Genomic DNA, 26,620 nt, shown 5'->3' with positions numbered 1-26,620 from the left:
GGCGACGCGGTCCCGTCGCGTGGGGACGAGACCGGATCAGCTCGCGCGTTCCGCTGCCACGCGCTGACCGACGACGGCCGACACCCCGTCCTGGCGCATCGAGACGCCGTAGAGGGCGTCGGCGATCTCCATGGTGCGCTTCTGGTGCGTGATGACGATGAGCTGGCTCGTCTGACGGAGGTCCTCGAAGATGGTGAGGAGCCGCCCGAGGTTCGCGTCGTCGAGGGCCGCCTCCACCTCGTCCATGATGTAGAACGGGCTCGGTCGGGCTTTGAAGATGGCGATGAGGAGGGCGACCGCGGCGAGCGAGCGCTCCCCGCCCGACAGGAGCGACAGGCGCTCGATCTTCTTGCCGGCGGGCTTGACCGACACCTCGATGCCCGTGGTGAGCATGTGCTCGGGGTCGGTGAGCGAGATGCTGCCCGTGCCGCCCGGGAACAGGATCGGGAACACCTCGGTGAAGGCGGCTTCGGTGTCGGCGAACGCCGAGGCGAAGATGACCTCCATCTTCCCGTCGATGTCCTCGATGATCGACAGCAGGTCGGCGCGGGTGCTGGTGAGGTCGGCGAGCTGTTCGGTGAGGAAGCGGTGGCGCTGTTCGAGTGCCGCGAACTCCTCGAGCGCGAGCGGGTTGACCCGCCCGAGTTGGGCGTAGGTGCGCTCCGCTGCTGCGAGACGCTTCTGCTGCTCGGCGCGGACGTAGGGCGTCGTCGGCACGTCGTCCGACTCCTCGGTGGGTTCCTCCTCCGGCTCGGCGTCCGGCGTCACGGAACCGTCGGCAAGCGCCTCGGGCGCCTCGTCCGAGTCGGGCGTCGCCGTCTCGGGTGAGACCTCCGGACCGGTGTCGTCGGCCGTTCGCACAGCCGAGCGGGCGGTCGCGCGGGGTGTCGGAGGGTCGACGGGCACCGGAACCTCGGGCCCGTACTCGGCGACGAGCACGTCCTCGACGAGCCCCAGCTCCGACCCGGCTCGCTCGAGCAGACCGGACAAGTGGAGCTTCTTCTCGTAGATCTGGAGTTCGAGGCCGTGGACGCTCTCGGTGACGACCTGCAGCCGCTGCCGGAGCGTGTGCTCCTCGCCGCGCAGTCGCACGAGCTCGGCGTTCCGGCTGGACCGCGTCGCCTCGGCTGCCGCGAGCGCGACGCGGGCCTCGGTGACCGACCGGTCGACCGAGTCGAGGACGGGCGGGAGCGCCTCCGTCACGGCGGTGGCGGCCGCGGCCTGGCGCGCACGGATGACGGCACGCCGAGCCGCTTCCTCCGCTGCCGCCTGGTCGGCCTGCCGCTGCCGCTCGAGGTTCGCGACCGCGAGCTCCTCAGCCCGCACGCGTTCGCGCGCGGTCTCGAGGAGGAGGCGGTGCTGCACTTCGGCCTCGCGCGCCGCGTCCAGTTCGGCGGAGAGCCCATCGCGTGCCGAGACGTCGAGGAGCGGTCGTGGACGCGCGCGAGCGGTGTCGTGGTCCAGCTTGGCCCGCTCCACGGCGGCAGCGGCGTCGGCGACGGCCGCCTCCGCCGTCCCGGCAGCGGCGAGCAGGCGGTCGTGTTCGGCCTGCGCGGATTCGTATCGGACCGTGACCCGGTTCACGCGCTCGGCCTGTGAGGCACGGTTGGCGTCGAACTCGCGGAGGGCGCTGAGCGCAGCCTGCGCGGTCTGCTTCGCCTCCTGCAGGATCGTGCGCTGCTCGGCCAGTGCGAAGCGCGCCCGTTCGATGAGCGACTCGACCTCGCCGTGTCGATCGGCTGCCGCATCACGTTCGGCCAGCAGTTCGATGCGGCTCTGCGCTCCGCCGCTCCCCCCGCGGACGATGCTGTCCGTGACGACCGCGCCGTCACGGGTCACGAGGGTGAACGCGCTGAGCGACGAGCCGAGTCGGTCGTACGCCGCGATCGCGTCGTCGAGCGAGTCGACGACGAGGACCGAGGCGAGGATCCCCAGCACGCCAGGAGGGGCCTCCACCAGCTCGGCAGCCGAGGTGAACCCGGCGGGCACGTCCGGGACGTCTCGCGCACCGTCGGCGATGACGATCTCGACCCGGCCGAGATCCTGATCGGCCGCGTGATCGAGCGCCCGCCGGGCAGCGTGCCGGTCGACGGCGACGGCGGCCTCCGCGAGCGTGCCGAGCGCTGCGGCCACAGCCGACTCGTGGCCGGGTCGGACCTGCACCCGGTCCGCGACGATCCCGTCGATCCCGTCGAGACCGCTCGATGCGAGTTCGGCCGAGCCGGTCTTGAGGTCGAGGGCGCGCGAGAGTGCACTGGTCTTGGCACCGAGCGAATCGCGTTCACGTTCGAGGGTGTGGAGCTGCTCGCGCAGGCCCTCGATCTCCCCTTCGGCCTCCGCCGCGCCGCGTTGGGCCGCCTCGTAGGCGTCGTCGAGTCCGGAGTCGGCGGCGTCCGCCAGGGTCGGGTCGTCCTCGAGCGCCTCGTACTCCAGCCGTGCCGCGTCCAGACGGAGGGCAGCGGCGTCGATCGCGTTCTGCTGGCGCAACGCCTCGCCACGGACCGCGGCGAGTTTGGACCCGGCGGCGTCGACGGCGCCCGCGAGCTTGGAGAGCTCCAGGTCGTGTCGTGACACGAGCGCGCTCTGCGCTGCGATCTCGACGTCCACCGCGTCGAGTGCGGCACGCTTCGCGCGGGTGTCCGCCTGCGCCTCCTGCAACGCGCGCTCCGCGTCGGCGACCGCCACCCGCAGTCCGTCGATCTCCGCGGTCGCGTCGGCGACCATCTGCTTCGTGATCCGCGGTTCGGCGGCCGTCGTGTCCGTCGATGATCCGAGGAGCGCGAGCCGCTGGTTGGCGAGCGTGTACAGGTTCCGGAGGCGCTCCTGCACGCTCTCGAGCTCGAAGGTGATCCGGCGGGCGTCGTCGACCGCGTCGCCGAGTTGCGCCTGCTCGATCCGGTTGATCCGCAGTTCCGCCTGTTCCAGCTGCTCCTGGAGGACGAGGCGCTCGCTGTGGCGCTCGCTCTCCGAGCGGTTGTGCTCATCGAGGGAACGCCGGAGGCCCACGACGTCGTCCGCGAGGATCCGAGCGCGGGCGTCGCGGACGACCGCGGCGATCGTCTGCGCCTCCCGGGCGATCTCCGCCTGACGACCGAGCGGCTTCAGCTGCCGGCGGATCTCGCCGGCGAGGTCGCTCAACCGCGTGAGGTTGGTCTGCATCGCCTCGAGCTTCCGGAGCGTCTTCTCCTTGCGTCGGCGGTGCTTCAGGATGCCGGCCGCCTCCTCGATGAAGCCGCGGCGCTCCTCGGGCGTCGCCCGCAGCACCGCGTCGAGCTGTCCTTGCCCGACGATGACGTGCATCTCGCGGCCCAGCCCGGAGTCGCTCAGGAGCTCCTGGACGTCGAGCAACCGGCACGTGTCGCCGTTGATGGCGTACTCGCTCCCGCCGTTGCGGAACAGGGTGCGGCTGATCGTCACCTCGGTGTACTCGATGGGCAGTGCGCCGTCGCTGTTGTCGATGGTGAGCGTGACCTCGGCTCGACCGAGCGGGCCCCTGGTCGACGTGCCGGCGAAGATGACGTCCTCCATCTTGCCGCCGCGGAGGGTCTTCGCCCCCTGCTCGCCCATCACCCAGGCGAGCGCGTCGACGACGTTCGACTTGCCGGAACCGTTGGGACCCACGACGCAGGTGACGCCCTGCTCGAACGCGAAGGTGGTGGGGTGCGCGAAGGACTTGAACCCTTTGAGCGTCAGGCTCTTCAGGTACACGCGCACCTCCTCTCCCGCGTCGCGGATGCTGTGCACTACGGTAGCGAATCCGCGGACGGACGAGGGACACCACGCTGTGCCGGCCCGCCGGGGCGGTCGTAGCATGGACCGCATCACCCAGGACGGTCTGGTGTGGGAGGGAGGCGACGATGCGCGTCACGATCGACGAGGTCGAGATCCCGGCGTCCGGGAGCTCAGCCGTGTTCGACGCGGTCCAGGAGGTCGCGAACACGCTCGAAGCGGAGATCTGGTCCACCGACGACTTCGCTCTGACCTCCGCAATGACCCTGCCCGAGTACCGCGACCAGCGGTTCCAGCGACGCGTCCTGCTCGCCGCCGCCCTCGACGGCCGTGTGGTCGGTCGCGGCTGGCTCGGGTACGGCACCGAGGCCGACGCGGTGACGGCCTCCCTGGACGTCGGTGTCCTCCCCGACGCGCGTCGTCGTGGGATCGGCACAGCGCTCCTGTCGGAGCTGGAGCGACGGGCCCTCGCGGCCGGTCGCCCGACGGTGACCGCCTTCACCCAGCACGCCGTCGACGACATCCCGGCCGGCGAACCGCTCCTCGGTGCGAGCGTCGGCGAACGGGCGATCCCCGCGAACGCCGCGGCCAGCCGGTTCATGCTCGATCGTGGATACGCCCTCGCCCAGGTCGAGCGGACCAACCGCTGCGACCTCGCCTCGATGCTCGGGGAGCTGCCGGACATCGTCGCGACGTCGACCGCCCGAGCCGGGCACGCAGTACCGCCTCGTGCACTGGGTGGACCGCACCCCCGACGAGCTGCTCGGCTCGCTCGCCACGGCCCGCGAACACATGGCGACCGACATCCCGGCCGCCGATCTGGAACTCGACCCCGAGGTCTGGACGCCCGAGCGGGTCCGCGCCCGCGAGGCACAGCTGGCGGCGTCTGGCGACCACGCGATCGTCGTCGCCGCCGTCCACCGCGACAGCGGCGCGGTCGCCGGGTACAGCGAGCTCGTCCTCGGCGAGGGCAAGGAACACGCGGAGCAGTGGGACACGCTCGTGCTCGCCGACCACCGGGGACACGGCCTCGGACTCTGGATGAAGGCGGCGAACCTCCTCGCACTCGCCGATCAGGCACCCGAGCGGTCCCGGATCTACACCTGGAACGCCGACGAGAACGCGCACATGCTCGCGATCAACGACCGACTCGGGTTCCGCATCGTCGGCTACTCCGGAGAGTGGCAGCGCCGACTCCCCCGCAGACGACTGATCGTCAGGTGCGGCGCTGGCACACGGGACAGCGGTGCGAGCCCCGGTTCATGAACTGCTCGCGGACGATGAGCGTGCCGCAGCGCGCGCACGGTTTGCCCTGCCTGTCCGTAGGCGTTCAGGCTGTGGGCGAAGTACCCCGCCTGACCGTTGACGTTCACGTACTGGGCGTCGAAGCTCGTCCCGCCCTCGGCCAGGGCCTTGGCGAGCACGGCACGGACCTCCTCGAGCAGCCGGCCGGCGCGTCCGAGCCCGAGACGGGCGGTCTCCTGCTCGGGGTGGATGCGCGCCGCCCAGAGCGACTCGTCCGCGTAGATGTTGCCGATCCCGCTGACCAGGGTCTGATCGAGGAGCGCCCGCTTCACACCGGTGCGTTTCTCGCGCAGTCGTCGGAGGAAGCCGGCGTCGTCGAAGGCCGGGTCCATCGGGTCGCGGGCGATGTGCGCGACCTGGTCGGGCACCATCGCGACCTCGTCGCCGAACCCACCTGCGGCTCCGTCCGTCGTCGGGACGAGCGCGGTCACCGCCATGGAGCCGAAGATCCGCTGGTCCACGAAGTGCAGCCAGAGCTCGCCGTGCTCGGGATGCTCCAACTGCAAGCGGATGCGCAGGAGTCGGTCGGCGTCATCGCCAGGTGACCGGAGCAGCATCTGCCCGCTCATGCCCAGGTGACCGACGATCGCCTCATCGTCGTCGAGGGGGAACCAGAGGAACTTCCCGCGTCGGACGGCAGATCGGATGGTCCGCCCCGTCAGCCGTGCGGTGAAGTCGGCGACACCACTCGCGTGGCGGCGCAGGGAGCGTTCGTCGAAGACCTCGACGCCGGCGATCGTCGCGCCGCTGACGGCGGGCTCCAAGCCGGCGCGGACGACCTCGACCTCAGGGAGTTCCGGCACTGATCCTCGACCAGGCTTCCAGGGCCGCCGCCATCTCGGCGTGCTTCTTGCTCGTGCCGGAGCCCGTCGCCGTGACCGCGGTGCCCACGGTGACCGTCGCGACGAACCGTCGGTTGTGGTCGGGGCCGGAGCTGGCGATCTCGTAGACGGGCGCCGGCGCACCGATGGCCGCGGCGGCCTCCTGGAGGCTCGTCTTCGGGTCCATCGCCGCGCCGAAGCGCTCAGGGTTCTCGAGGAGGGGGTTCACCAGGCGCAGGACGAGTGCCGTCGCGGCGTCGGGTCCGGCCGACAGGTACGTCGCGCCGATGACGGCCTCCATCGTGTCGGCCAGGATGGACGCCTTGTCGCGGCCTCCGGTCTGGTCCTCGCCCTTGCCGAGCTTGATCCGCTCGCCCAGACCGATCGAACGCGCGACCTCGGCGAGCGCGATCGTCGAGACGAGGCTCGCCCGACGCTTCGCCAGCTGCCCTTCGTCGAGGTGCGGGAAGTCGCGGTAGAGCATGACGGTGACGGCCTGCCCGAGGATCGAGTCGCCGAGGAACTCGAGGCGCTCGTTGTGCGGGAGTCCACCGTGCTCGTACGCGTACGAGCGGTGCGTCAGCGCCAGGTCGAGCAGCTCGTACGAGACGTCGACACCCAGTTGCCGTGCGAAAACGACCACACCGGGATCGGTCTCCGATGCGGAGCCGATTCCGGTGTGGTCGGAATGATTCGTGTTCACGCTGTTCGAACGCGGACGTTCAACGCGCGGATCAGACGTCTGCGACCTTGCGGCCCTTGTACTCGAGGTACAGGGCGGTGCCCTGCGAGTCCTCGACGACCTTGGCGCGGTGCGGCAGGCTGTACGTGACGCGGCCGTTCTCCACCGTCTTCACGAGCGTCGGCACGGCGGCCTTCCACTGCGAGCGACGCGAGCGGGTGTTCGAGCGCGAGACCTTCCGCTTCGGGGGGTTTCCAGCCATGATCTATCTCTCTTCTGTGTCTGCAGCGGCGCGCTGGGCGCTACTGGCGTCTGTGTCAAGTACGGAGTCTGAGGACAAGCCCGCGAGCGCAGACCAGCGAGGATCTGCGACGTCGTGAGGGTGTCGTTCCGGACGTTCGGCCAGCCGCTCACCGGTCTCGGGGTCGAGTCCGGGGCAATCCGGCTGGCACACCGGCTGAAACGGTAATGCGAGAACTACCGCATCTCTGACCAGAGGTTCAAGATCCACGTGGTCGTCGTGAACCTCGAAGTCAGACGCTTCCGAATTAGGATACGCGAAAAGTTCCTGAATCTCGACTTCGACAGGCAGTTCGATGTCGCGGAGGCAACGGCCGCACTCGCCGGTCGCCAGTGCGTCGACGTCGACGGTCACGAGGATCCCCTCGTGCACGGACTCGAGACGCACCTGCTCGGAGAGCGTCGTGCCCTCCTGGACGGCGACCAGACCCTCGCCCCAGCGCTCGGCGAGCACCACCTCGAGGTCGTGCTCGCGCATCTCCCCGGGACGGTTCACCAGATCGCGCACATTGACGCTGAACGGCGAATTGTTCGTTCTCTTCCTAGTCACGATCGACGATTCTACGCCGAACCCGACCGGGAGGACGCCCTAGCCCTCCTGGAGGAAGGTCGCCACCACCTGCGGGACGTACGGGCTGACATCGCCACCGAGCGCGGCCACCTGCCGGACGAGTGAACTGGAGACGTGCGCGTGCGCGGGATCAGGCAGGAGGAAGACCGTCTCCACGCCGGCGAGGCTGCGGTTCATGATGGCCATGGGCGTCTCGTACGCGACGTCGACCTGCGAGCGGATGCCCTTCACGAGCACGCTCGCGCCGACGTCCGTGCAGTAGTCGACGAGCAGGCCGACGTTCCACTGCGCGACGACGATGTTGTCGGGCAATCCGCCGTCGGCGATGGAGCGCTCGAGCAAGGACACCCGCTGCGGCATCGGCAGCAGCGCGGACTTGTCGGGGTTGTGCACGACCAGCACGTGCAGTTCGTCGAAGATGCGCGCCGCCCGCTCGATGACATCCAGGTGACCGAGGGTGACTGGGTCGAACGATCCGGGGACGACGGCGATCCGCTTCATGCCGCCAGCCTATCGGTGCTCAGTTCTTGGCGAGCGCGGCGCGGTCGGATTCGTCGAGGCGTCGGCGGAGCGCTTCGGCCAGCACCGGGTGGTCGGCGAGGTCGGGATCGGTGTCGAGGAGCTCGGCGGCATCCGCCCGCGCCTCGATGATGACCTCGCTGTCGTGCACGACCCGGAGCAGCTTGAGCGAGGACCGCCCGCCCGACTGCATGCTGCCGAGGACGTCGCCCTCGCGCCGCAGCTCGAGGTCGACCTGCGCGAGGTCGAAGCCGTCGAGCGTCGCGGCCACCGCGTCGACGCGCTCGCGTGCGGTGCTCTCCGCCTCCGCCGCGGTGACGAGCAGACACAGCCCCGGGACGCCGCCTCGACCGACGCGTCCGCGGAGCTGGTGGAGCTGCGACACCCCGAAGCGCTCCGCGTCGAGCACGACCATCGTCGAGGCGTTGGGGACGTCGACGCCCACCTCGATGACCGTCGTCGCCACGAGCACGTCGATCTCACCGGCGGCGAAGGCCCGCATCGTCCGGTCCTTCTCCTCCGCGCTCATCCGGCCGTGGAGGACGTCGATGCGTCGCGACGCGAGCAGCGGGTGGGTACGCAGCTGCTCCACCGTGGTGAGCACGGACGCGATCGGGCGCGCCGGGTCGGCGTCCTCCTCGAGTTCCTCACCGGGCTCGACCTCCTTGGCGTCGATCGCCGGGCACACCACGAACCCCTGCCGCCCCTGCGCGAGTTCCTCGGCGAGGCGCTCCCAGACGCGGGAGATCCACCGCGGGTGATCGGCCAGGGCGACCACGAAGCTCTCGATCCCCTGCCGCCCGCGTGGCAGCTCCTTGATGATGCTGACGTCGAGGTCGCCGAAGACGGTCATGGCCACGGTCCGTGGGATCGGCGTCGCGGTCAGCACGAGGACGTGCGGCGGTGTGCGTCCCTTCTGGCGGAGCTGGTCGCGCTGCTCCACGCCGAAGCGGTGCTGTTCGTCGACGACGACCATCCCCAGATCGGCGAAGGTCACGGCGTCACCCAGCAGAGCGTGCGTCCCGATCACGATCCGGGCCTGGCCGGCGACGATCCGCAGCAGCGCCCGTTTGCGATCGGACGTCGGCAGCTGGCCGGTGAGCAGCGTCGGCATGAGTTCGGCCGAGAGGTCGGGGCCGAGCGAACGGACGATCGACCGCAGGTGCTGCGCCGCGAGGACCTCGGTGGGCGCCAGCAGCACCGACTGTCCCCCGCTGTCGGCGACGGCCGCCATGGCCCGGAGGGCGACGAGCGTCTTGCCCGAGCCGACCTCGCCCTGGACGAGCCGGTTCATCGGATTGGGCTGCGCGAGATCGGCCGCGATCTCCGTGCCGACCGTCTGCTGGTCGCCGGTCAGCTCGAACGGGAGCGCGGCATCGAGGCGCTCGAGGTAGCCGCCGGCTTTCGGCACGCGGGGTTCGGCCGCCAGCGCACGGGTGGCGGCGCGCTGCTGGAGCAGGGCCGTCTGGAGGAGGTACGCCTCCTGGTACCGCAGGCTGCGGCGACCGCGCTGCCAGTCACGATCGACCGTCGGGCGGTGGACGGCACGGATGGCGGCGTCGAAGGAGAGCTCACCCCTCGCCGCCCGGACCGACCGCGGGACGGGGTCCTCCTGCGGCGGCAGGGCGTCCAGAACCAGCTCGACGGATTGTCTGAGGTTCCAGCTCGTGATCGTGCTCGTCGCCGGGTAGATCGGGATGGGGGCCTCCGACCACGCCTTCGCCTGGGCGTCGGCGAGCGCCGGGGCTTCAGCGTCGTCGGGGAAGATCTGGTACTGCGGGTGGGCGAGCTGATAACTGCCGCGGTAGTCGCCGACCTTGCCTGCGAAGATGCCGCGGAGTCCCGGCCGGAGTTCGTTCGCGCGCCAGGGCTGGTTGAAGAAGGTGAGGTTGAGCCGACCCTGACCGTCGGAGATGACGACCTCGAGGATGGAACCCTTGCGTTGCTTCATCTGGCGGTCGCGGACCTCGAGGACGTCGGCGACGATCGTCACGTCCTCGCCGAGCGGCAGCAGGCCGATGACCGTCAGCTCGCCGCGCTTCGCGTAGCGACGCGGGTAGTGCTCGAGGAGGTCGCCGACGGTCTCGACGCCGAACGCCTTCTGGAGTGCCGTCGCGGTTCGGCCGCCGAGGACACCGCCGAGCTTCGTGCCCAGCTCGATCCCCGTCATGCCGTCGATTCTATTCCGGACCTCGGACACCGCGGTTCGCTCGGCTTCGCGCAGCCTGCGAGGATGGGACCATGGCCGGCATCAGGATCATCTCGGGTTTCGCCGGATCACGCACGATCCGGGTCCCGGGCAGCGGGACACGACCGACGAGCGATCGCGTCCGCGAGGCGCTCTTCTCCGCGCTGGAGGCCCGCGACGTGCTCGCCGGAGCCGAAGTGCTCGACCTGTACGCAGGGTCGGGGTCGCTGGGGCTCGAGTGCGCCAGCCGGGGTGCCGCCGTGGTCACCCTCGTCGACCGCGGGTCTGAGGCCGCGAAGCTGTGTCGGGACAACGCGAGGATCGTGACCTCGGCAGCACCTCGCGGTGCGGCACCACGCATCACGGTGCACGCCAAGTCGGTCGGCGCCTACCTGTCCGGGGCGACGGTCCCGTCCGACCTCGTCTTCATCGATCCCCCGTACGACCTCCCCGAGGCGGAGCTCACGGCCAACCTCGCCGCGCTCGTCGGTCTGGTCACCGACGACGGGCTCGTGCTCGTCGAGCGGAGCTCCCGCTCGCCCGAACCGACCCTTCCCCCAGCGCTCGAGGTCCTGCGGAAGAGCACCTACGGCGAGACCGTCGTCTGGTGGATCACGCCGGTCTGAGTCACCGCGTCACCGTCACCGCGTCACCGCACGGTCCTCGCGCCACGGCGGCCGGGCACACCGCTCAACCGGACGCGTCGTCCCAGTCGCGGTAGGGGTCCCAGCCGGCGCGGCCGTCGTAGGCCACACCGTCGACGAGGACTCCGGCACCGGTCCGGGCCGTGCCGATGGTCCGGAAGCCGGCGGGGATCGTGGTGGCGGCCGGGAACGTCGCCAGGAGGGAGTGGTCCTCGCCGCCGGCGAGGGCGAGCGCCACGTCGGCACCCAGGTCCTCGGCCCGGAGGTCGATCGCGACCCCACTCGCCCGCGCGAGGCGACCGGCGTCGAGCGCGAGCCCGTCCGACAGGTCGAGCATCGCCGTGGCACCGGCGACGGCGGCGACGACACCGGCGGCGATCGGTGGCCGTGGTGCGAGTTGTGCCTCCACCTCGACCCGGTGATCGCGTCGCAGGCCGGCCGCTGCCTCGGCCGAGGGCACGCCGTCGGCGTCGACCCCACGTGAGAAGAGGAGTCGCAGGCCTGCCGCAGCCGAACCCAACTCCCCCGCGACCGCGACCACGTCGCCGGGTCGCGCTCCGTCACGTCGGACGGGGGCACGACCCTCCAGGTCGCCGAACGCCGTCACCGCGATCATGAAGACGTCGGACACGGCCAGATCGCCGCCGACGACACCGCAGCCGGGCGCGAGCTCGGCACAGGCGTCGCGCAAGTCCGTCTGCGAACCCGTCGAGCACGGCGACCGGCAGGTGCTTGGGCATGGCGAGTGCGACGACGAGTGCCGTCGGACGCGCCCCCATCGCCGCGACGTCCGCCAGGTTGCTGGCCGCAGCCTTCCACCCCAGGTCGTGGGCGCTCGACCACGCCAGCCGGAAGTCCGGCCCGTGGATCATCGTGTCCGTCGTGACGACGAACCGACCGTCCGGCGCCAGGACGACCGCGGCATCGTCACCCGGCCCGAGGAGTTCGGCGTCGGCGTGCGGCAGGCGAGGGAAGATGCGCTCGAGCAGCTCCCCCTCGGCGAGGTCCCCGACACAGGGCCCGACCGTTCCGTGATCGTCGGACGCGCTCCCAGACTCGTTCATGGGATCAACGGTAGCCTGGTGGGCGATGTCCCCGATTCGTGTGCTCCTCGCCACCGCCCTCGCCGCAGCCGCAACCCTGGCCCTCGCCGGCTGCGCGCCCGCCGTCGCGCTCGAACCCGCCGCCGATGCGAACAACCCGCAGTGCGCTGAGGTCACGGTGCGTCTGCCCGACGTCGTCGCCGAACTGCCCGAGCGAGGGACCGACGCCCAGGCCACCGGCGCCTGGGGCGATCCCGCGACGGTCCTCCTGCACTGCGGCGTCGCGATCCCCGGCCCGACCACGCAGCAGTGCCAGTCGGTGAACGGCGTCGACTGGATCATCGACGACGCCGACGCGCCGAACTACCGGTTCACCACCTTCGGGCGCACGCCCGCGGTCGAGATCGTGCTCGACGGCGACGCCGTCGCCAGCAGCACCGTCCTGGCCGATCTGGCGCCTGCCGTGTCCGTGCTCCCCGTCACCGGGAAGTGCACCGCCCTCGGCGACGCCGAGCTCCCGATCCCCACCGACGGCTGACCGTTCCCGGCGCCGCTGCCGTTCAGGAGCGGGCGCGCGCGACCTCGATCAGCTCGGTGATGAGCTCGGGGTAGCTGAGCCCCGAGGCCAACCAGCAGCTCGGGAACATCGAGATCGGGGTGAACCCCGGCATGGTGTTGACCTCGTTGACGACGAAGCCGTCCGCGGTCAGGAAGAAGTCGACCCGGGCGAGCCCCGCGCAGCCCAACGCCTCGAACGCCCGACGCGAGAGGTCCTGCATCTCCGACAACTGCTCGGGACGAAGGTCGGCGGGGCAGACGAGCTCGATACCGGGTGCGTCGAGGTATTTCGCCTCGAAATCGTAGAAGTCGCGTCCGGTCACGACGACCTCGCCGGCCACCGAGACCCGAGGTGCCTCGCCGGGGAGGGACTCGAGGACCGCACATTCGACCTCTCGGCCCACCAGACCGGTCTCGACGAGCACGGTCGAGTCCTCGGCGAGGGCCAGTTCGATCGCTGCACGGAACGCGTCCGGCGTCGACACCTTCGACACGCCGACGCTCGAACCGGCTCGCGCCGGCTTCACGAACGCCGGTGACCCGAGCGATCCGAGCGATGCGAGCACCTCCTCGGGTGCCGTGGCCCACTCGTGGGCGGTGAACCGCACCCACGGCGCGACGGCGATCCCGGCGGCCTGGAGCACCGTCTTCGTGAAGTGCTTGTCCATACCGAGGGAGGACGCGAGGACGCCGGAGCCGACGTACGGGAGGTCGACGAGCTCGAGCATGCCCTGCACGGTGCCGTCCTCGCCGAACCGACCGTGGAGGATCGGGAAGACGATGTCGATGGGACCGAGGGTGAACGGGACGCCGTCCTCCCCGACCACGGTCAGCTCACGGCTGCCGACGCGCTCAGGCCAGCGCACGGCCGGCCGCGAGGGGTCGACCTCCGGCAAGTGCGCGGGGTCGAGCGCGTACCGGCTCGGGTCGTCGACCTCGAGGACGTACGAGCCGTCGTGGGCGATCCCGACCGGGTAGACGTCGTACCGTTCGCGGTCAATCGCGGCGAGGACGCCGCCCGCCGTTGCGCAGCTGATCGAGTGCTCGCTTGAACGGCCTCCAAAGAGCACCACCACTCCGGTCTTGTGCGTCATCGTTGCTTCTCTCCCCCTGGGGTTCGTCGTCGTCGGTCGTGAGGTGCGGTGCGATGTCCTTCGGGTCGAGCGTGCCGTCGAGCACCTGCTTGACCTGTTCGACGATGGGCATCGCGACCCCCTTCGCCTTGGCCAGCTCGAGCACCGGTGCAACGGACGCGAGCCCCTCCGCGGTCTGCTGCATCTGTTTGACGACGTCGTCGAACTGATACCCCTGGCCGAGCAGACGCCCCGCCGTGTTGTTCCGGGACAGCGGCGACTGGCACGTCGCGATGAGGTCGCCGAGCCCGGCCAGGCCTGAGAGGGTCTCCGGCTGCGCGCCGTGGGCCACCGCGAAGTCGGTCATCTCGACCAGCCCGCGGGTGATGATGGAGGCCTTCGTGTTCTCGCCGTAGCCGACACCGTCGACGATGCCGATCGCGACGGCGATGAGGTTCTTGAGCACACCACCGAACTCGGTACCGATGACGTCGGTGTTCACGAAGCTGCGGAAGTACCGGTTGCGCGCGAGGAGCGCGACCGTCTGCGCCGTCTCGAGGCTCTCCGAGGAGATCACGGCGGCCGTCGGCTGCTCGCGGGCGATCTCGAGCGCGAGGTTGGGGCCGGAGGCGACGGCGATGCGTGACGGGTCGATGTCGAGGGTCTCGCGGATGACCTCGCTCATCCGGGATCCGCTGCGACGCTCGACGCCCTTCATGAGCGAGACGACGATGGTGCCGTCCTCGAGGTGCGGGCGGAGCGCGATGAGGTTGTCGCGCAGGGACTGGCTCGGGACGGACAGGAACACGACCGAGGCACCGCGCACGGCGTCGACCATGCTCGCGGTCGCCGTCATCCGCATCGGCAGGTTGATCCCGGGCAGGTAGTCACTGTTGCGCTTGGCTTCGGTGATCTCGCGAGCGAGCTCGGGCCGTCTGGCCCACATGACCACGTCGGAGCCACCGTCCGCGAGGATCTTGCCGAACGTCGTGCCCCAGCTGCCCGCTCCGAGCACGGCGACCCTCGTGGCGGCCGGTGGTTGCGGAACGTTCCTAGGACTCAAAGCGGCCTGTCTCCTTCTGCTGGTGTTTCGAGGGATCCCAACGCTCCGTGGGAGCTTGAGCACCGCGGAGTTCCTCGCAGAGGGCGGTGATGGCCTGCATGACGACCTCGGTCGCCTCGTTCAGCGTCTTCGAGTCTAGCTGCCGCCCGGCGAAGGCCGAGAGGTCCACCGGCTCGCCGATGGCGACCTCGACGCGCTTCCGCAAGGGGAACACCCGCAGCCTGCCGTACCGTGGCATGACCTCCTGCGTGCCCCAGTGCGCAGCGGGGATGATCGGCAGGCCGTGCGTGAGGGCGATCCGGACCGCGCCGGTGCGCCCGCGCATCGGCCACAGGCCCGGGTCGCGGGTGAGCGAACCCTCGGGGTACACGACGACGCCCTGCCCGCGTTCGGTCAGGTGTGCTGCGGCGCTGACCGGGTCCATCCCGCGGGCGGAGCCCTCGCGCTCGACGGGGATCTGTCCGGACTTCCGCAACAACCACCCGACCACCGGGACCGTGAACAGACTGCCCTTCGCCATGAAGCGGGGCTGTCGCCCGAGCCGCCAGACGGCCACGCCCATGATCAGCGGGTCGAACTCGCTGTCGTGGTTGGGCGACAGGATGAACGGCCCCTCCTGCGGCAGGCGTTCGCCGTGCCGGACGCGGAGCTTGACGAGAGCACTGAACGGCGGGATCGCGATCGACGACAGCAACCAGTAGATCGACGGCCTCGACCGTTCCACCCCCACGGCGGACTACTTCGTTTCGAGGACGAAGTCAGCACCGAGCTGCTGGAGCTTCACGATGAAGTTCTCGTACCCACGGCTGATGATGCCGACGTTGCTGACCGTCGACTTGCCCTCGGCGGTGAGCGCCGCGATGAGGTGGCTGAAGCCACCGCGGAGGTCGGGGACCTCGATGTCGGCACCGTGCAGCGGCGTCGGGCCGTTGATCACGGCGGCCTGCTCGAGGTTGCGCCGCGGCACGCGACGAGGCGTACCCGACAGCCCGTTGGGGTGCACGACGATGTTCGCGCCCATGGTGTTGAGCGCGTCCGTGAAGCCGAACCGGTTCTCGTAGACGGTCTCGTGGACGATCGACTCGCCCGTCGCCTGCGTCAGCGCGACGATGAGGGGCTGCTGCCAGTCCGTCATGAAGCCGGGGTGCACGTCGGTCTCGATGACCACGGGCTTCAGCTCCTCCTTGCGGTAGAACCGGATGCCGTCGTCGGTGATGTCGAACCCGCCACCGGCCTTGCGGAAGATGTTGAGGAACGTCATCATGTCCTGCTGCTTCGCGCCGCCGACGAAGACGTCGCCGTCGGTCGCGAGCGCGGCCGACGCCCAGCTCGCTGCCTCGTTGCGGTCGCCGATGGCCGTGTGGTCGTACCCCTCGAGCTTGTCCACGCCCTCGATGAGGATCACGCGGTTGGGCTCGTAGGAGATGATCGCGCCCATCTTCTGGAGGACGGCGATGAGATCCATGATCTCCGGCTCGATCGCCGCACCCTTGAGCTCCGTGGTGCCCTTGGCGCGGACCGCCGTGAGCAGGACCTGCTCCGTGGCGCCGACGCTCGGGTACGGGAGATGCACCGTCGTCCCGTGCAGACCGTTCGGGGCCGAGAGACGGATGCCCTGCGGGAGCTTCTCCACGACCGCGCCGAACTTGCGGAGCGCGTCGAGGTGGAAGTCGATGGGGCGGTCGCCGATGCGGCAGCCTCCGAGGTCGGGGATGAACGCCGCCCCGAGGCGGTGGAGCAGCGGCCCGCAGAACAGGATCGGGATCCGGGAGAAGCCGGCGTGTGCGTCGATCTCCTCCATGTGGGCGGACTCGACGTTGGTCGGGTCGAGGCGGAGCTCGTTCGGGTTCTCGCCCTCCGTCACGTCCACGCCGTGGATCTCGAGCAGGGAGCGGACGACCCGGACGTCGCTGATGTTCGGCACGTTGCGCAGGACGCTGACGTTCTCGCCGAGCAGCGACGCGACCATCGCCTTGGTCACGAGGTTCTTGGCACCCTTGACCTCGATGCGGCCTCTGAGCGGGATACCGCCGTTGATCGTGATGCGGTCGACATCGAGTCCGACCGACGAGCCTGCCGCCTGTGACGCCTGGACGAGTGAATTCAAACCGGTACCTACTGCCTTGCTACTTGACGGGAATGGTGCGGGGCAGCCAGTTCGGCCGCCGGGCCTCGAACGCGGTGATCTGCTCTTCGCTACGGAGCGTCAGCCCGATGTCATCGAGTCCTTCGATGAGCCGCCACCGAGTGTAATCGTCGACCTGGAACGAAACCGTGAGATCGCCGACCGTGATGGTGCGGGCGATGAGGTCGACGACGGAATCGGACGCCGGGAGCGGCCTCGATCGCAGCCCAGAGCTGCTCGAGCTCCTCCTCGCTGACCTGGGCGGCGAGGAGACCCTGCTTCCCGGAGTTCCCGCGGAAGATGTCGCCGAAGCGGGACGACACGACGACCTTGAACCCGAAGTCGCGCAAGGCCCACACGGCGTGCTCACGCGACGAGCCGGTGCCGAAGTCGTGCCCCGCGACGAGGATGCTGGCACCCTGGTAGACGGGCTGGTTCAGGACGAAATCGGGGTCCTGACGCCACCCCGCGAAGAGCGCGTCCTCGAAGCCGGTCTTCGTGACCCGCTTCAGGTAGACGGCGGGGATGATCTGGTCGGTGTCGACGTTGGAACGCCGCATCGGAGCGGCGACGCCGGTGACGGTCGTGAACTTGTCCATCAGGCGTGCACGCCTTCCTGCTCGGTGGCGGCGTGTCTGCCGGGCTCGACCTCGAGATCGGCAGGGCTGGAGAGTGTTCCGCGGATGGCGGTCGCCGCGGCGACGAGCGGCGAGACGAGGTGCGTGCGGCCGCCCTTGCCCTGGCGACCCTCGAAGTTGCGGTTCGACGTCGAGGCGCAGCGCTCCCCCGGAGCGAGCTGATCGGGGTTCATCCCGAGGCACATGGAGCATCCGGCGAACCGCCACTCCGCACCGAAGTCGGTGATGATCTTGTCGAGCCCCTCGGCCTCAGCCTCGATCCGAACCCGGGCGGAACCCGGGACGACCATGACCCGCACACCCTCGGCCTTCGTGCGGCCCTCGATGACGGATGCGAACGCCCGCAGGTCTTCGATGCGGCTGTTCGTGCAGGAGCCCATGAAGACCGCGTCCACCGGGATCTCCTTCATCGGGGTGCCGGCTTCGAGCGCCATGTACTCCAGGGCGCGCTCGGCGGCGGACCGCTCGTTCGGGTCGGCGATGGCCGCGGGGTCGGGCACGTTCTCGCTGAGCGAGACGCCCTGGCCCGGGTTGGTGCCCCAGGTGACGAAGGGTTCCAGCGTGTCGGCGTCGAGGAAGACCTCGGCGTCGAAGGCGGCGCCTTCATCGGTCGCGAGGGTGTCCCAGTAGGCGACGGCCTCGTCCCAGTCGGCTCCGGTCGGAGCGTGCGGGCGGCCCTGCAGGTAGTCGTAGGTGATCTGGTCCGGGGCGACCATGCCGGCCCGGGCCCCGGCCTCGATCGACATGTTGCAGATCGTCATGCGGCCCTCCATGGAGAGCGCACGGATCGCCGAGCCGCGGTATTCGAGGACGTAGCCCTGCCCACCGCCGGTGCCGATCTTCGCGATGACGGCGAGGATGATGTCCTTCGCGGTCACGCCCGGCCGCAACGTGCCCTCGACGGTGATCGCCATGGTCTTGAACGGCTTCAACGGCAGCGTCTGCGTGGCCATGACGTGCTCGACCTCGCTGGTGCCGATGCCGAAGGCCATGGCCCCGAAGGCGCCGTGGGTCGAGGTGTGCGAGTCGCCGCAGACGACCGTGATCCCGGGCATCGTGAGGCCGAGCTGCGGACCGACGACGTGGACGATCCCCTGGTCGAGGTCGCCGAGGGAGTGGATCCGCACCCCGAACTCCGCGGCGTTGCGACGGAGGGTCTCGATCTGTGTGCGGCTCGTGAGGTCGGCGATCGGCTTGTCGATCGCGAGCGTCGGGGTGTTGTGGTCCTCGGTCGCGATCGTCAGGTCGACGCGACGCAGCGGCCGGTCGGCCAGGCGCAGACCGTCGAAGGCCTGCGGGCTCGTCACCTCGTGGACGAGGTGCAGGTCGATGTAGATGAGGTCGGGCGTGCCGTCCTCGCCCTTGACGACGAGGTGGTCGTCCCAGACCTTCTCGGCGAGCGTGCGCGGGTGCTCGGGAATGCTCGGGACGGACGGATCGGCGTTCAGCTGCGACATGTCGTGGAATTCCTTCAAACGATGAGTGGTCAGGCGTCAGCGACCTCCGCGACGAGGGAGCCTGGAACTAGGCCTCGTCGCGGCTGGGAAGGAGGAGCAGCCCGGACAACATTCGCCCAGCGTACCACCCGGTCCGTGGCGAAGCCGTCGGCACCGTCGTCGCTCGAGGGGACGCCGGTGCCGACACCGTGCTACTTCGGCGCGTCGATCCCGACGCGGTACTGCCCCTGGTCGTTGATGACCTCGACGGCCACCGGGTAGCTCTTCGCGTTGTACGAGAAGGTGCACTCGAACTGTGTCCCGGTCGTGGCCGGCTGATCACTCGGGCACTCGACCTTCTCGACGTCTGCGAGGCCGAAGTCCTGCTTGAGCACCTCGGCCACACCGGTCTGCACCGAGCCGCGGTCGAGCATCGGCGTGAACAGGCGACCGACCGAGAGGAGGGTGAGCGGGACGGCGATGAGCGATGCGGCGACCGCACCGATGAGCACGCCGATCCAGAGCTTGCGCCCGAGCGGCTTGCGGGCGGCCTTCGGCTCCGAAGCAGGCTGCTGGCCGGTCGCCGCCGTACTCGGGGCCGGGACGGAACGGACCGGTCTGCTGTGGGCCGGACTGCGATCCATGCTGCTGTGGACCTGGCTGGAACGGGCCGTTCGGGTGCTGCGCCTGTCCCGGACCGAAGGGCTGTGGCCCGGTCGGGCGTGCCTGACCGTAGGGCGGCTGACCCTGCGGCCCCTGAGGCTGGCTCTGAGGCTGGCCCTGCGGCGCGCCGAGCGGACGTCCCTGTGGAGCCTGGCCGGGGGCCCGACCCTGCTGAGGACCCCCGGGCGCGTGACCGGGCTGACCAGTTCGATGTCGGGGGCCGGAACCCGTCCGGACCGCCTGGCCGCCCCTGCTGCTGCGGCTGCTGGTTCGGAGCCTGCGTTCGAGGGCCGCTGCTGCTGCACCCACGGCTGCCCACCGGGCGCGCCGGCGAACGGCGCTCCGGGCTGGGCGGGCGGTTGCGGCGCAGGACCGTTGGGCTGCTGCCCTGGGGCGCCTCCCTGCGGACGGGGCCCTCCGCCGGTCTGACCAGGTGCGGACGGCTGAGACGGGCCGTTCTGCGACGGGACGCCCTGCGGTGGTCCGTTCTGACCCTGCGGCGCGCCGTTCTGGGGTGCACCGTTCTGCGGCGGCGTCTGACGCTGCGGGCTTCCCGGTCCGAACTCCAGGCGGGGTGCGTTCGGGTCGGGGAATCCCGGCGGCTGCTGGTCGGGGCGCAGGGGGCCGCCGACCGGGGGCTTTCCGAGGTCCTCGGGTTTCTGGTCGTCGGTCATTTCCTCAACTCCTCGATCCGATCCCAGAACGCGGCCTGATCGGCCGCCGGGATCACCGTCACGTCGAATCCTGATGGTGCGGTCGGCAGGTCTTCGAGCGTCGACGTACCCGACACCTCGAAGCCGGCCTGCAACTGCAGCTTGGTCTCGCTCTCGACCGTCCCGCTCAACTCCATCTTCACGAGGCCGCCCTCGGCGTTCTGGAAGATCGTCACCGGCAGGAGGGTCGCCAGGTCGTCCTCGCTGAACGACGACACGAGGTCGTCCGGGAGGTCGAAGAGCGTCCCGACGGCCAGCACGCTCTCGAGGCTCGCGCTCGTCGAGATCTGTGAGGAGCCGTCGTTCCGCATCGAGACCACGACGCTGCTGAGCGACGCCGTCCCCCGAGCTGCGGGTCGTTTCGACCGCGGAGTAGATGTCGCAGGCGATGGAGATGCCCGGGTAGACGCAGGCGGGTCCGAGTGACCCCTCCGCGTCCTCCTCGGCCACGTACTGCGTCTGGACGGCCACCCACTCCGTCGGCGCGAGCTCCTTGAGTTCACCGCCGAGCAGCAGGAGGTCGTAGTCGACTCCCGCCTGGTGATAGATGTCGACGGTGTCGCCGTCGGCGGAGCCCTTGTCCTGGCTGAACGAGGCGGTCGGGTCGCCGAAGAGGACCACCGAGTCGTTCTCGTGCGACTCGAGGTCTCCCGAGACGGCGTGGACGTATGCCGACCCGATCACGTCCGGCGCCTGGCCGATCTGGGCTGACAGCAGCTCGAACCTCGCCTCGGCGAGATCCTGCATGTAGCCTCTGCTGGGCGGCGGCGTCGGGGAACGCCGATCCGGGCGTCGTGCAGGCGCTCAAGGCGAGTGCGGCGCTCCCGGCCAAAGCCAGGACACCGATCCGCCGACGGTGTCGCGTCATGCTCGTGCGGGCGGTCATGACCCCTCCGCCAGAGCGTCGTTGTACAGGGTGAGCGCCCGCTGTCCGAGGACGGGGCCCTCGAGCCAGGAACCGTCGCCGCGCGAGGTGACCGAGGTGACGTACCCGGCGCCGGTGGCTGGATCCAGCCGGGTGAGCCAGCCGCCGCCCGAGCAACCCGGGGTCATGAGGCAGTCGACCCGGTAGCCGGCATAGCCCTTGGTGGCGGCCTGGCTCGCGCAGTAGCGCTGCGACTGACCGTCGAACGGGGCGGCCGACGGGTAACCGATCACGGTGATGCCCTCTGGCGGGGTACCGAAGGAGATGCCCTGACCGCCGGTCACCTCCTGGATCTTCTGACCCGCACGCGTTCGGGGCGAGTCGGATGAAGGCGAAGTCGTAGGCCCAGCCGTTGCCGCTCGTCGCACCACTGGCGTCCGACGTCGCCTCACTGGTGAACTCGTCGGGGACGTAGGTGCTGACCCCGGCCCACTGCCCGTAGGGCTGGGTCTGGCCGTTGGCCGCGTCGGCCGGGATGAAGATGATGTTCTCGGCGAGCTGTTTGCCGTACGTGTCCCAGACGCAGTGGCCCGCCGTCAGGACGAGGTCCATGGTCGGGGCGTTGACGACGCTCGCGGAACAGACGTAGGTGGCGCCACCGATGGAGAAGTAGAGACGTCCCTGCGTGGCCGCCGCCAGTCCGGTCGCCGGGTACGGGTCGCCGGCTGCTGTCGGGGCGATGGCCTTGACGTCGACGTCGGGACCGACACCGGTACTGGGGTGCACGACCACGCCGGTGGCCTGGTCACCCGTGAGCGTGTCCTCCCCCGGCTTCAGGTCCGGTGCCGTCGCTCCCCCGAACTTGTCGTCGGTCCAGTAGTCGTTGACCTCCTGGGGACTCGCGTCGAAGTCCTTGCGCAGGGTGTCGTCGGTGCCGCCGGCGACGTCGACGACGGGGCCTGCACCGCCGGCTACGGGCTCCCCCGTCACCGGGATGGAGCACCCCGTCAGCAGGGCGGCGAGGATCAGGACTGCGGCTGTCGCCGGAGCGCGGCGCTTCTGCTTCACGGTCACCCGGCCAAGCTAGCACGCAGCGGCACTCGGCGAGATCGGTGCGGGCCCTGCCTTCCGCGCACCCCGGAGGGCCTGCGTGGACATCCCGGGGCACGTTCGAGCCGCCAAATGAACGAAGCCCCGCTCCCTGATGACTCAGGAAAGCGAGGCTTCGTTCGGTGTTGTGACCCCAACGGGATTTGAACCCGTGCTGCCGCCGTGAGAGGGCGGTGTCCTAGGCCGCTAAACGATGGGGCCGTAAGCAACGGATATGAGTATGCCATACGATTTCGAGCCGTACAAATCGAGGCCACCAGCGGCATCCGACGGGCGTGTCGCGCGGTGGTCGCGGTCGGCCGGACAGGCTCAGGCGAGCACGCGGAGGGCACCGGGGACCACATCGATCGTGACCGGCAGCGGACCGATGCGCTCCCCGTCGGCATAGGCCGTGACGCCGTCCGCGGCGATCGAGACCGAACGGACCCGCGACAGTCGCACGATGTCGAGATCCGTGTGGGCACCCGAGAAGACCTTGGGGAACAGCCGGAGGAACCGGAACCGTGACACGGGTGCGACGACGAAGAGGTCGAATCGGCCGTCGGCAAGGTCCGCCTGTGGCGCGATGAGCATGCCGCCACCGATCGAGGTGTTGTTCGCGACGGCGAGGAGGACGGCGTCGACCGTCTCCGGCGCCCCGTCCACGGTCAGCTCGTATCGACGCGCGCGGAGGGCGAGGAGCTCACGGAGGATCGCGATCGTGTACCGACTGCGCCCGCGCGGCCGTCGCATGCGGTTCGCCCGTTCGTTGACGAGGGCGTCGAAGCCTGCGGACACCGCACCGACGAACCAGGTCGTCCGCTCGCCGTCGGTCACCGTGCCGGCGTCGATCACGCGCGGCTCGCCCTCGAGCGCACGGAGCAGGGACGCGATCGCGGCTGTGGGATCCCCCAGCGGGATCCCGAGTCCCCTGGCGATGTCGTTGCCCGTACCGGACGGGACCACGCCGAACGGCAGGCCCGAGTCACGTACCGCCTCGACGGCCAGACTCACCATGCCGTCGCCACCGACGACGACGAGCGCGTCCAACCCGGCCTCGATCGCAGTCTGCACCGCACTCCGGAGCTGTCCGACGGTCTGCTCCTGCAGGCGGACGGCGCGATGCCCGGCTTGCTCGAGGGCGTCGAGCACCATCGGGCCCACGGCTCGGGTCGAGCCGAACGACGCGGTCGGGTTGATGGCGACGCCGATGCGTCGGGGCTGCGTGGTCACCTGCCGATTCTGACAGGCCCACGGCGGGTGGATACCCGGACGACCGGGTTGCCCCCGGCGCTCCCACGGTATTCACTCGTCCTATGAGACTCACGAAGTTCGAACATGCAGCATTCCTCCTCGAGACGGACGGCGCCAAGCTGATCGTCGACCCGGGCGCGTTCACGTCCCCGATCGCCGATGTGGAGCACACCGCGGCGGTCCTGATCACGCACCTGCACCCCGACCACTGGACCGCGGAGCACCTCGACCGCATCCTCGCCGCGAGCCCGGAGGCCGTCCTCTACGGACCGGCCGGTGTGGCCGCCGCCGCGGACGGGTACGACATCACCGTCGTCGCCCCGGGAGACGTGGTCGAAGCGGGGCCCTTCACGCTCCGCTTCTTCGGCGGGACCCACGCGGTCATCCATTCGTCGATCCCGGTGATCGACAACGTGGGCGTCCTCATCAACGACCTCGTGTACTACCCCGGCGATTCCTTCGCCGTCCCCGAGGGCGTCGAGGTCGACGTCCTGGCCGCCCCGGCGGGTGCACCGTGGATGAAGATCTCCGAGGGCATGGACTTCGTCACCGCCGTCGCGCCGAAGCGCGCGTTCGGGACGCACGAGATGGTGCTCTCGGGGCCGGGACAGAGCATGTCGCACGACCGCCTGCAGTGGGCGACCGAACAGGGCGGCGGGACCTACTACCCGCTCGCCCCGCTCGACACGCTCGAGGTCTGAGACCGGTCGACTACCGGCGGCGGAAGTTCGCCGCCGCCGGGCAGTCGAACGGGTCGCGGGCCGAGAGGCCGACCCGGTTGAGGTACTCGATGACGATGGCGTAGGACTGCAGCAGGGTCGTCTCGGTGTACGGCACCTGCTGGGTCTCGCAGTGCTCCCGCACGATGACGCGAGCACGAGCCAGAGCCGGGCGAGGCATGCTCGGGAACAGGTGGTGCTCGATCTGGTAGTTCAGGCCGCCCATGAAGGTGGCCATGCCGAAGCCGCGGACGTTGCGCGAGGTCAGCACCTGCTTGCGGAGGAAGTCGAGCTTCATGTCGGCCGGGATGATCGGCATGCCCTTGTGGTTCGGCGCGAAGGACGCACCCATGTAGACGCCGAAGACCGCGAGCTGGACGCCGAGGAACGCGAACGCCATGCCGACGGGCAGGAAGAGGAAGATCGCGGCCAGGTACAGACCGACGCGGGCGACGATCATGCTGATCTCGGCGGCGCGGCCGTCGACCTTGCCCGGACCGAAGAGGGTCTTGAAGGACAGCGCGTGGAGGTTGATGCCCTCCAACATGAGGAGGGGGAAGAAGAGGTAGCCCTGCTTGCGGGTGATGAGGGCCTGCAGGCCCTTGGCCTTGGCAGCGTCCTCCTCGATGAAGGAGATCGTGTCGATCTCGATGTCGGGGTCCTTCGTGACCTGGTTCGGGTTCGCGTGGTGGCGCGTGTGCTTCGTCATCCACCACGAGTAGCTGATGCCGACGATGCCCGCCGCGAGGAACCGGCCGGCGCGGTCGTTCGCGCGGCCCGACTCGAAGACCTGGCGGTGCGAGGCCTCGTGGGCGAGGAAGGCGAACTGGGTGAGGATGATGCCGAGCGCGCCGGCGATGAGCAGCTGGAACCAGGACTCGCGGAGCAGGACGAACCCGGTGACGCAGCCGAGGAGCGCGATCACGAGGAACGAGAACGTGAGGATGTAGAACGTGCGGTGGCGGCGGAGGAGTCCCGCTTCGCGAACCGTCTTCAACAGCGACGAGTAGGAGCTGGTGACGTTCGCAGCGCCGGGCTTGCGGGGGCTCGTGGCACGAACCGGGCCGAGGATGGCTTCAGTTGACATGGGCACTCCGGAGGAATCGTGTCGACTTCCCAGCCGGGGCGATGAGCGGATGCTCGGACGAGCGCGAGCTCTGCAGATGGCCACAGCCTACGGTCGGTGTCTGAAGAATCACCCCACATCACGACATCCGACCCCAGATCAGGCCACTCACCCGCCAGTTGTCGAGAAAAGACGCAGAATTGGCCAATCCGTTACGTGTTCGGCTGCCGTTTCGAGCCGAGATGGGCTAACGTGGATCGAAGTTGTTGTGTTGCGCAGGTATTTCAAGCCGCGTTTCCACCGATGGATACGCTGCTTTTCTGAGGAGCGAGCAAAGAACACCGCGACGAACGGGCCCGAAAGTCGGGAACGGTCACTCATGAAAGAGGAAATACATGTCAACTGGAACTGTGAAGTGGTTCAACGCCGAAAAGGGCTTCGGATTCATCACTCCTGACGACGGCAGCGCCGACGTCTTCGCACACTTCTCCGCCATCGCGACGAGCGGCTACCGCTCGCTCGAGGAGAACCAGAAGGTCGAGTTCGAGACCAACCAGGGCCCCAAGGGCCTGCAGGCCGAGAACATCCGCCCCCTCTGATTCTCTGATCAGTCGGAGCTGACGATCCGAGCGGCCGGTCATTCCAGCCCTCGCGTCTGAGACACCGAGAACCGCCCCTGACGTTCGCGTCAGGGGCGGTTCTGTGTGTCCGGGGTGGGTTTCGTGTTTCCGGGGCGGTTCCGTTCCGCGCCTCCGGGCGACTCTCCTGCGGCTACTCCTGGACGGGGAGGATGAGCTCAGGACCATCGCCCTGCAACGGCGCCACCCGGTGGAAGACGAGCTGCTCCGCGACGTCGGTCGCTGCGGACACCATCTCGTCGACCTCGTCCTGGTCGGCCTCGTGGTGCGGATCGAGCCAGGCGTCCCAGCATTCCGGAGGCAGCGTCACGGGCGTCCGTGGGTGCAGCTCCTGCAAGGGACCGACCGCCGGCCGCGTGAGGATGGTCGCGCTCAGCACCCAACGCCGTGGGTCGTCGTCCGGTAGCGAGCGGTCGCGCCACCACGAGTAGAGGGCCGCGAAGACGATCGGTTCACCACCAGCGGTCTGCACGTAGTACGGGGTCTTCGTCGCACCCTCGGTGTGCCACTCGTAGTACCCGGCGGCAGGGACCAACGCGCGCTTCTGCTTGACCGATGGCGCGAACGTGGGCTTGGTGGTGACCTCCTCCGCGCGAGCGTTGAAGGTCGGGTACTGACTCTTCAACTCGGTGGCGAACGACGGCACGAGTGACCACCGCGCCGATTCGAGCCGGCGGACCACCGGCCCCGTCTTCACCGAGTCGAGGATGATCGGGATCTGCTCGGTCGGGCGCACGTTGTACGAGGGCCCGGGCAGCTCGGCAGCCGCGTGGTCGATGTCGAAGAGCTCGATGAGTTCCTCGGTGGATTCGGTCACGACGAAACGTCCGCACATGGGCCCAGCGTACCGGGCGCTGCTGACACCGCGGACCGCGTGTCGGTGGGATGCAGGACCATGGTCGAGTCATCCGTCAGTCG

Annotated in this window: 22 protein-coding genes, 1 tRNA gene and 4 pseudogenes; 6 read left to right on the top strand and 21 right to left on the bottom strand. The window is 69.6% G+C overall.

Features of this window, described 5'->3' with window-relative positions:
• Positions 1–36 precede the first annotated feature (36 nt).
• Complete coding sequence (locus AC5JOC_RS18035; RefSeq protein WP_494246949.1) at positions 37–3,708, bottom strand: AAA family ATPase; 3,672 nt, start codon at positions 3,706–3,708, stop codon at positions 37–39.
• Positions 3,709–3,857: 149 nt separating this feature from the next.
• Between AC5JOC_RS18035 and AC5JOC_RS18030 the strand changes: the two are divergent.
• Both AC5JOC_RS18030 and AC5JOC_RS18025 read left to right on the top strand, forming a co-directional pair.
• A pseudogene (locus AC5JOC_RS18030) lies at positions 3,858–4,172 on the top strand (GNAT family N-acetyltransferase); the annotation flags it as partial.
• A gap of 295 nt (positions 4,173–4,467) precedes the next feature.
• Positions 4,468–4,995: a GNAT family N-acetyltransferase gene (locus AC5JOC_RS18025; protein ID WP_494246948.1), complete on the top strand. Its 528-nt coding sequence runs from the start codon at positions 4,468–4,470 to the stop codon at positions 4,993–4,995.
• On the opposite strand, the pseudogene mutM reads toward AC5JOC_RS18025, so the two are convergent.
• The 6 genes and pseudogenes from mutM to AC5JOC_RS17995 all read right to left on the bottom strand — a co-directional run bounded on the left by mutM (position 4,946) and on the right by AC5JOC_RS17995 (position 10,097).
• Positions 4,946–5,837 (bottom strand): annotated as a pseudogene (gene mutM, locus AC5JOC_RS18020) (bifunctional DNA-formamidopyrimidine glycosylase/DNA-(apurinic or apyrimidinic site) lyase). The gene AC5JOC_RS18025 and the pseudogene mutM sit on opposite strands and share 50 nt — an antisense overlap.
• A complete protein-coding gene (gene rnc / locus AC5JOC_RS18015; protein WP_086473824.1) occupies positions 5,821–6,498 on the bottom strand; it encodes a ribonuclease III in 678 nt (225 codons plus the stop codon). The pseudogene mutM and the gene rnc overlap by 17 nt, the downstream one beginning before the upstream one ends.
• Before the next feature lie 91 nt (positions 6,499–6,589).
• Positions 6,590–6,799 carry a 50S ribosomal protein L32 gene (gene rpmF / locus AC5JOC_RS18010; protein ID WP_056006932.1) on the bottom strand — a complete coding sequence of 70 codons (210 nt, stop codon included), beginning with the start codon at positions 6,797–6,799 and terminating at the stop codon, positions 6,590–6,592.
• Between the two features lie 3 nt (positions 6,800–6,802).
• Complete coding sequence (locus tag AC5JOC_RS18005) at positions 6,803–7,315, bottom strand: YceD family protein (RefSeq protein WP_079706272.1); 513 nt, start codon at positions 7,313–7,315, stop codon at positions 6,803–6,805.
• 111 nt (positions 7,316–7,426) lie between these two features.
• The gene (gene coaD / locus AC5JOC_RS18000) at positions 7,427–7,909 is read right to left on the bottom strand and encodes a pantetheine-phosphate adenylyltransferase (protein ID WP_064296302.1); all 483 of its coding nucleotides are present in this window, start codon (positions 7,907–7,909) and stop codon (positions 7,427–7,429) included.
• Positions 7,910–7,928: 19 nt separating this feature from the next.
• Positions 7,929–10,097 carry an ATP-dependent DNA helicase RecG gene (locus tag AC5JOC_RS17995; RefSeq protein ID WP_079705642.1) on the bottom strand — a complete coding sequence of 723 codons (2,169 nt, stop codon included), beginning with the start codon at positions 10,095–10,097 and terminating at the stop codon, positions 7,929–7,931.
• Between the two features lie 71 nt (positions 10,098–10,168).
• Here AC5JOC_RS17995 and AC5JOC_RS17990 point away from each other — a divergent pair, with 71 nt between their 5' ends.
• Complete coding sequence (locus AC5JOC_RS17990) at positions 10,169–10,741, top strand: RsmD family RNA methyltransferase (protein WP_124769089.1); 573 nt, start codon at positions 10,169–10,171, stop codon at positions 10,739–10,741.
• Positions 10,742–10,805: 64 nt separating this feature from the next.
• On the opposite strand, the pseudogene thiL reads toward AC5JOC_RS17990, so the two are convergent.
• Positions 10,806–11,823 (bottom strand): annotated as a pseudogene (thiL, locus tag AC5JOC_RS17985) (thiamine-phosphate kinase).
• A 25-nt stretch (positions 11,824–11,848) separates the two neighbouring features.
• On the opposite strand from thiL, the gene AC5JOC_RS17980 reads away from it, so the two are divergent.
• The gene (locus AC5JOC_RS17980) at positions 11,849–12,340 is read left to right on the top strand and encodes a DUF3515 family protein (protein WP_086473578.1); all 492 of its coding nucleotides are present in this window, start codon (positions 11,849–11,851) and stop codon (positions 12,338–12,340) included.
• A gap of 22 nt (positions 12,341–12,362) precedes the next feature.
• Here AC5JOC_RS17980 and AC5JOC_RS17975 read toward each other — a convergent pair whose 3' ends face one another.
• The 11 genes and pseudogenes from AC5JOC_RS17975 to AC5JOC_RS17925 all read right to left on the bottom strand — a co-directional run bounded on the left by AC5JOC_RS17975 (position 12,363) and on the right by AC5JOC_RS17925 (position 23,258).
• Positions 12,363–13,454 carry a D-alanine--D-alanine ligase family protein gene (locus AC5JOC_RS17975; protein WP_192005136.1) on the bottom strand — a complete coding sequence of 364 codons (1,092 nt, stop codon included), beginning with the start codon at positions 13,452–13,454 and terminating at the stop codon, positions 12,363–12,365.
• Positions 13,357–14,448, bottom strand: coding sequence for an NAD(P)H-dependent glycerol-3-phosphate dehydrogenase (locus AC5JOC_RS17970; RefSeq protein ID WP_229938610.1), 1,092 nt, complete (start codon positions 14,446–14,448; stop codon positions 13,357–13,359). The genes AC5JOC_RS17975 and AC5JOC_RS17970 overlap by 98 nt, the downstream gene beginning before the upstream one ends.
• 37 nt (positions 14,449–14,485) lie before the next feature.
• Positions 14,486–15,220, bottom strand: a complete 735-nt coding sequence (locus AC5JOC_RS17965; RefSeq protein WP_494246947.1) for a lysophospholipid acyltransferase family protein — start codon at positions 15,218–15,220, stop codon at positions 14,486–14,488.
• Positions 15,221–15,232: 12 nt separating this feature from the next.
• On the bottom strand, positions 15,233–16,603 hold the full coding sequence (gene murA / locus AC5JOC_RS17960) for a UDP-N-acetylglucosamine 1-carboxyvinyltransferase (protein ID WP_064296294.1): 1,371 nt from the start codon (positions 16,601–16,603) through the stop codon (positions 15,233–15,235).
• Between the two features lie 19 nt (positions 16,604–16,622).
• Positions 16,623–17,220, bottom strand: a pseudogene (leuD, locus tag AC5JOC_RS17955) (3-isopropylmalate dehydratase small subunit).
• Positions 17,220–18,716, bottom strand: coding sequence for a 3-isopropylmalate dehydratase large subunit (leuC, locus tag AC5JOC_RS17950; protein ID WP_079705635.1), 1,497 nt, complete (start codon positions 18,714–18,716; stop codon positions 17,220–17,222). Before leuC ends, leuD begins: the two are co-directional and overlap by 1 nt.
• 191 nt (positions 18,717–18,907) lie before the next feature.
• Positions 18,908–19,339 carry a DUF4333 domain-containing protein gene (locus tag AC5JOC_RS17945; RefSeq protein WP_494246946.1) on the bottom strand — a complete coding sequence of 144 codons (432 nt, stop codon included), beginning with the start codon at positions 19,337–19,339 and terminating at the stop codon, positions 18,908–18,910.
• Positions 19,340–20,028: 689 nt separating this feature from the next.
• The gene (locus tag AC5JOC_RS17940) at positions 20,029–20,382 is read right to left on the bottom strand and encodes a hypothetical protein (RefSeq protein WP_494246945.1); all 354 of its coding nucleotides are present in this window, start codon (positions 20,380–20,382) and stop codon (positions 20,029–20,031) included.
• 571 nt (positions 20,383–20,953) lie between these two features.
• Entirely contained in the window at positions 20,954–21,280 is a 327-nt protein-coding gene (locus AC5JOC_RS17935) for a trypsin-like serine peptidase (RefSeq protein WP_494246944.1), read from the bottom strand.
• 894 nt (positions 21,281–22,174) lie between these two features.
• A tRNA-Glu gene (locus AC5JOC_RS17930) sits at positions 22,175–22,247 on the bottom strand.
• A 108-nt stretch (positions 22,248–22,355) separates the two neighbouring features.
• A complete protein-coding gene (locus AC5JOC_RS17925; RefSeq protein ID WP_411558183.1) occupies positions 22,356–23,258 on the bottom strand; it encodes a diacylglycerol/lipid kinase family protein in 903 nt (300 codons plus the stop codon).
• A gap of 83 nt (positions 23,259–23,341) precedes the next feature.
• Between AC5JOC_RS17925 and AC5JOC_RS17920 the strand changes: the two genes are divergently transcribed.
• Entirely contained in the window at positions 23,342–23,980 is a 639-nt protein-coding gene (locus tag AC5JOC_RS17920; protein ID WP_124769078.1) for an MBL fold metallo-hydrolase, read from the top strand.
• Between the two features lie 10 nt (positions 23,981–23,990).
• Here AC5JOC_RS17920 and AC5JOC_RS17915 read toward each other — a convergent pair whose 3' ends face one another.
• A complete protein-coding gene (locus tag AC5JOC_RS17915) occupies positions 23,991–25,085 on the bottom strand; it encodes a fatty acid desaturase family protein (protein ID WP_085510601.1) in 1,095 nt (364 codons plus the stop codon).
• 374 nt (positions 25,086–25,459) lie between these two features.
• On the opposite strand from AC5JOC_RS17915, the gene AC5JOC_RS17910 reads away from it, so the two are divergent.
• The gene (locus tag AC5JOC_RS17910) at positions 25,460–25,663 is read left to right on the top strand and encodes a cold-shock protein (RefSeq protein WP_056006986.1); all 204 of its coding nucleotides are present in this window, start codon (positions 25,460–25,462) and stop codon (positions 25,661–25,663) included.
• A 172-nt stretch (positions 25,664–25,835) separates the two neighbouring features.
• On the opposite strand, the gene AC5JOC_RS17905 is transcribed toward AC5JOC_RS17910, so the two are convergent.
• Positions 25,836–26,537 (bottom strand): SOS response-associated peptidase, encoded by a 702-nt coding sequence (locus AC5JOC_RS17905; protein ID WP_079705628.1) that lies wholly within the window; start codon positions 26,535–26,537, stop codon positions 25,836–25,838.
• Positions 26,538–26,620: the final 83 nt, after the last annotated feature.

This window comes from Plantibacter sp. (genome assembly GCF_059073635.1).
This window is presented reverse-complemented; position numbering and strand designations above follow the sequence as displayed.

Coding starts and splice junctions, on each gene's coding strand:
- rpmF (WP_056006932.1), bottom strand. CDS start 6,799: ATGGCTGGAAACCCCCCGAAGCGGAAGGTCTCGCGCTCGAACACCCGC.
- AC5JOC_RS18005 (WP_079706272.1), bottom strand. CDS start 7,315: ATGCGCGAGCACGACCTCGAGGTGGTGCTCGCCGAGCGCTGGGGCGAG.
- coaD (WP_064296302.1), bottom strand. CDS start 7,909: ATGAAGCGGATCGCCGTCGTCCCCGGATCGTTCGACCCAGTCACCCTC.
- AC5JOC_RS17995 (WP_079705642.1), bottom strand. CDS start 10,097: ATGACGGGGATCGAGCTGGGCACGAAGCTCGGCGGTGTCCTCGGCGGC.
- AC5JOC_RS17990 (WP_124769089.1), top strand. CDS start 10,169: ATGGCCGGCATCAGGATCATCTCGGGTTTCGCCGGATCACGCACGATC.
- AC5JOC_RS17980 (WP_086473578.1), top strand. CDS start 11,849: ATGTCCCCGATTCGTGTGCTCCTCGCCACCGCCCTCGCCGCAGCCGCA.
- AC5JOC_RS17975 (WP_192005136.1), bottom strand. CDS start 13,454: ATGACGCACAAGACCGGAGTGGTGGTGCTCTTTGGAGGCCGTTCAAGC.
- leuC (WP_079705635.1), bottom strand. CDS start 18,716: ATGTCGCAGCTGAACGCCGATCCGTCCGTCCCGAGCATTCCCGAGCAC.
- AC5JOC_RS17945 (WP_494246946.1), bottom strand. CDS start 19,339: ATGGATCGCAGTCCGGCCCACAGCAGACCGGTCCGTTCCGTCCCGGCC.
- AC5JOC_RS17940 (WP_494246945.1), bottom strand. CDS start 20,382: ATGCGGAACGACGGCTCCTCACAGATCTCGACGAGCGCGAGCCTCGAG.
- AC5JOC_RS17920 (WP_124769078.1), top strand. CDS start 23,342: ATGAGACTCACGAAGTTCGAACATGCAGCATTCCTCCTCGAGACGGAC.
- AC5JOC_RS17915 (WP_085510601.1), bottom strand. CDS start 25,085: ATGTCAACTGAAGCCATCCTCGGCCCGGTTCGTGCCACGAGCCCCCGC.
- AC5JOC_RS17910 (WP_056006986.1), top strand. CDS start 25,460: ATGTCAACTGGAACTGTGAAGTGGTTCAACGCCGAAAAGGGCTTCGGA.
- AC5JOC_RS17905 (WP_079705628.1), bottom strand. CDS start 26,537: ATGTGCGGACGTTTCGTCGTGACCGAATCCACCGAGGAACTCATCGAG.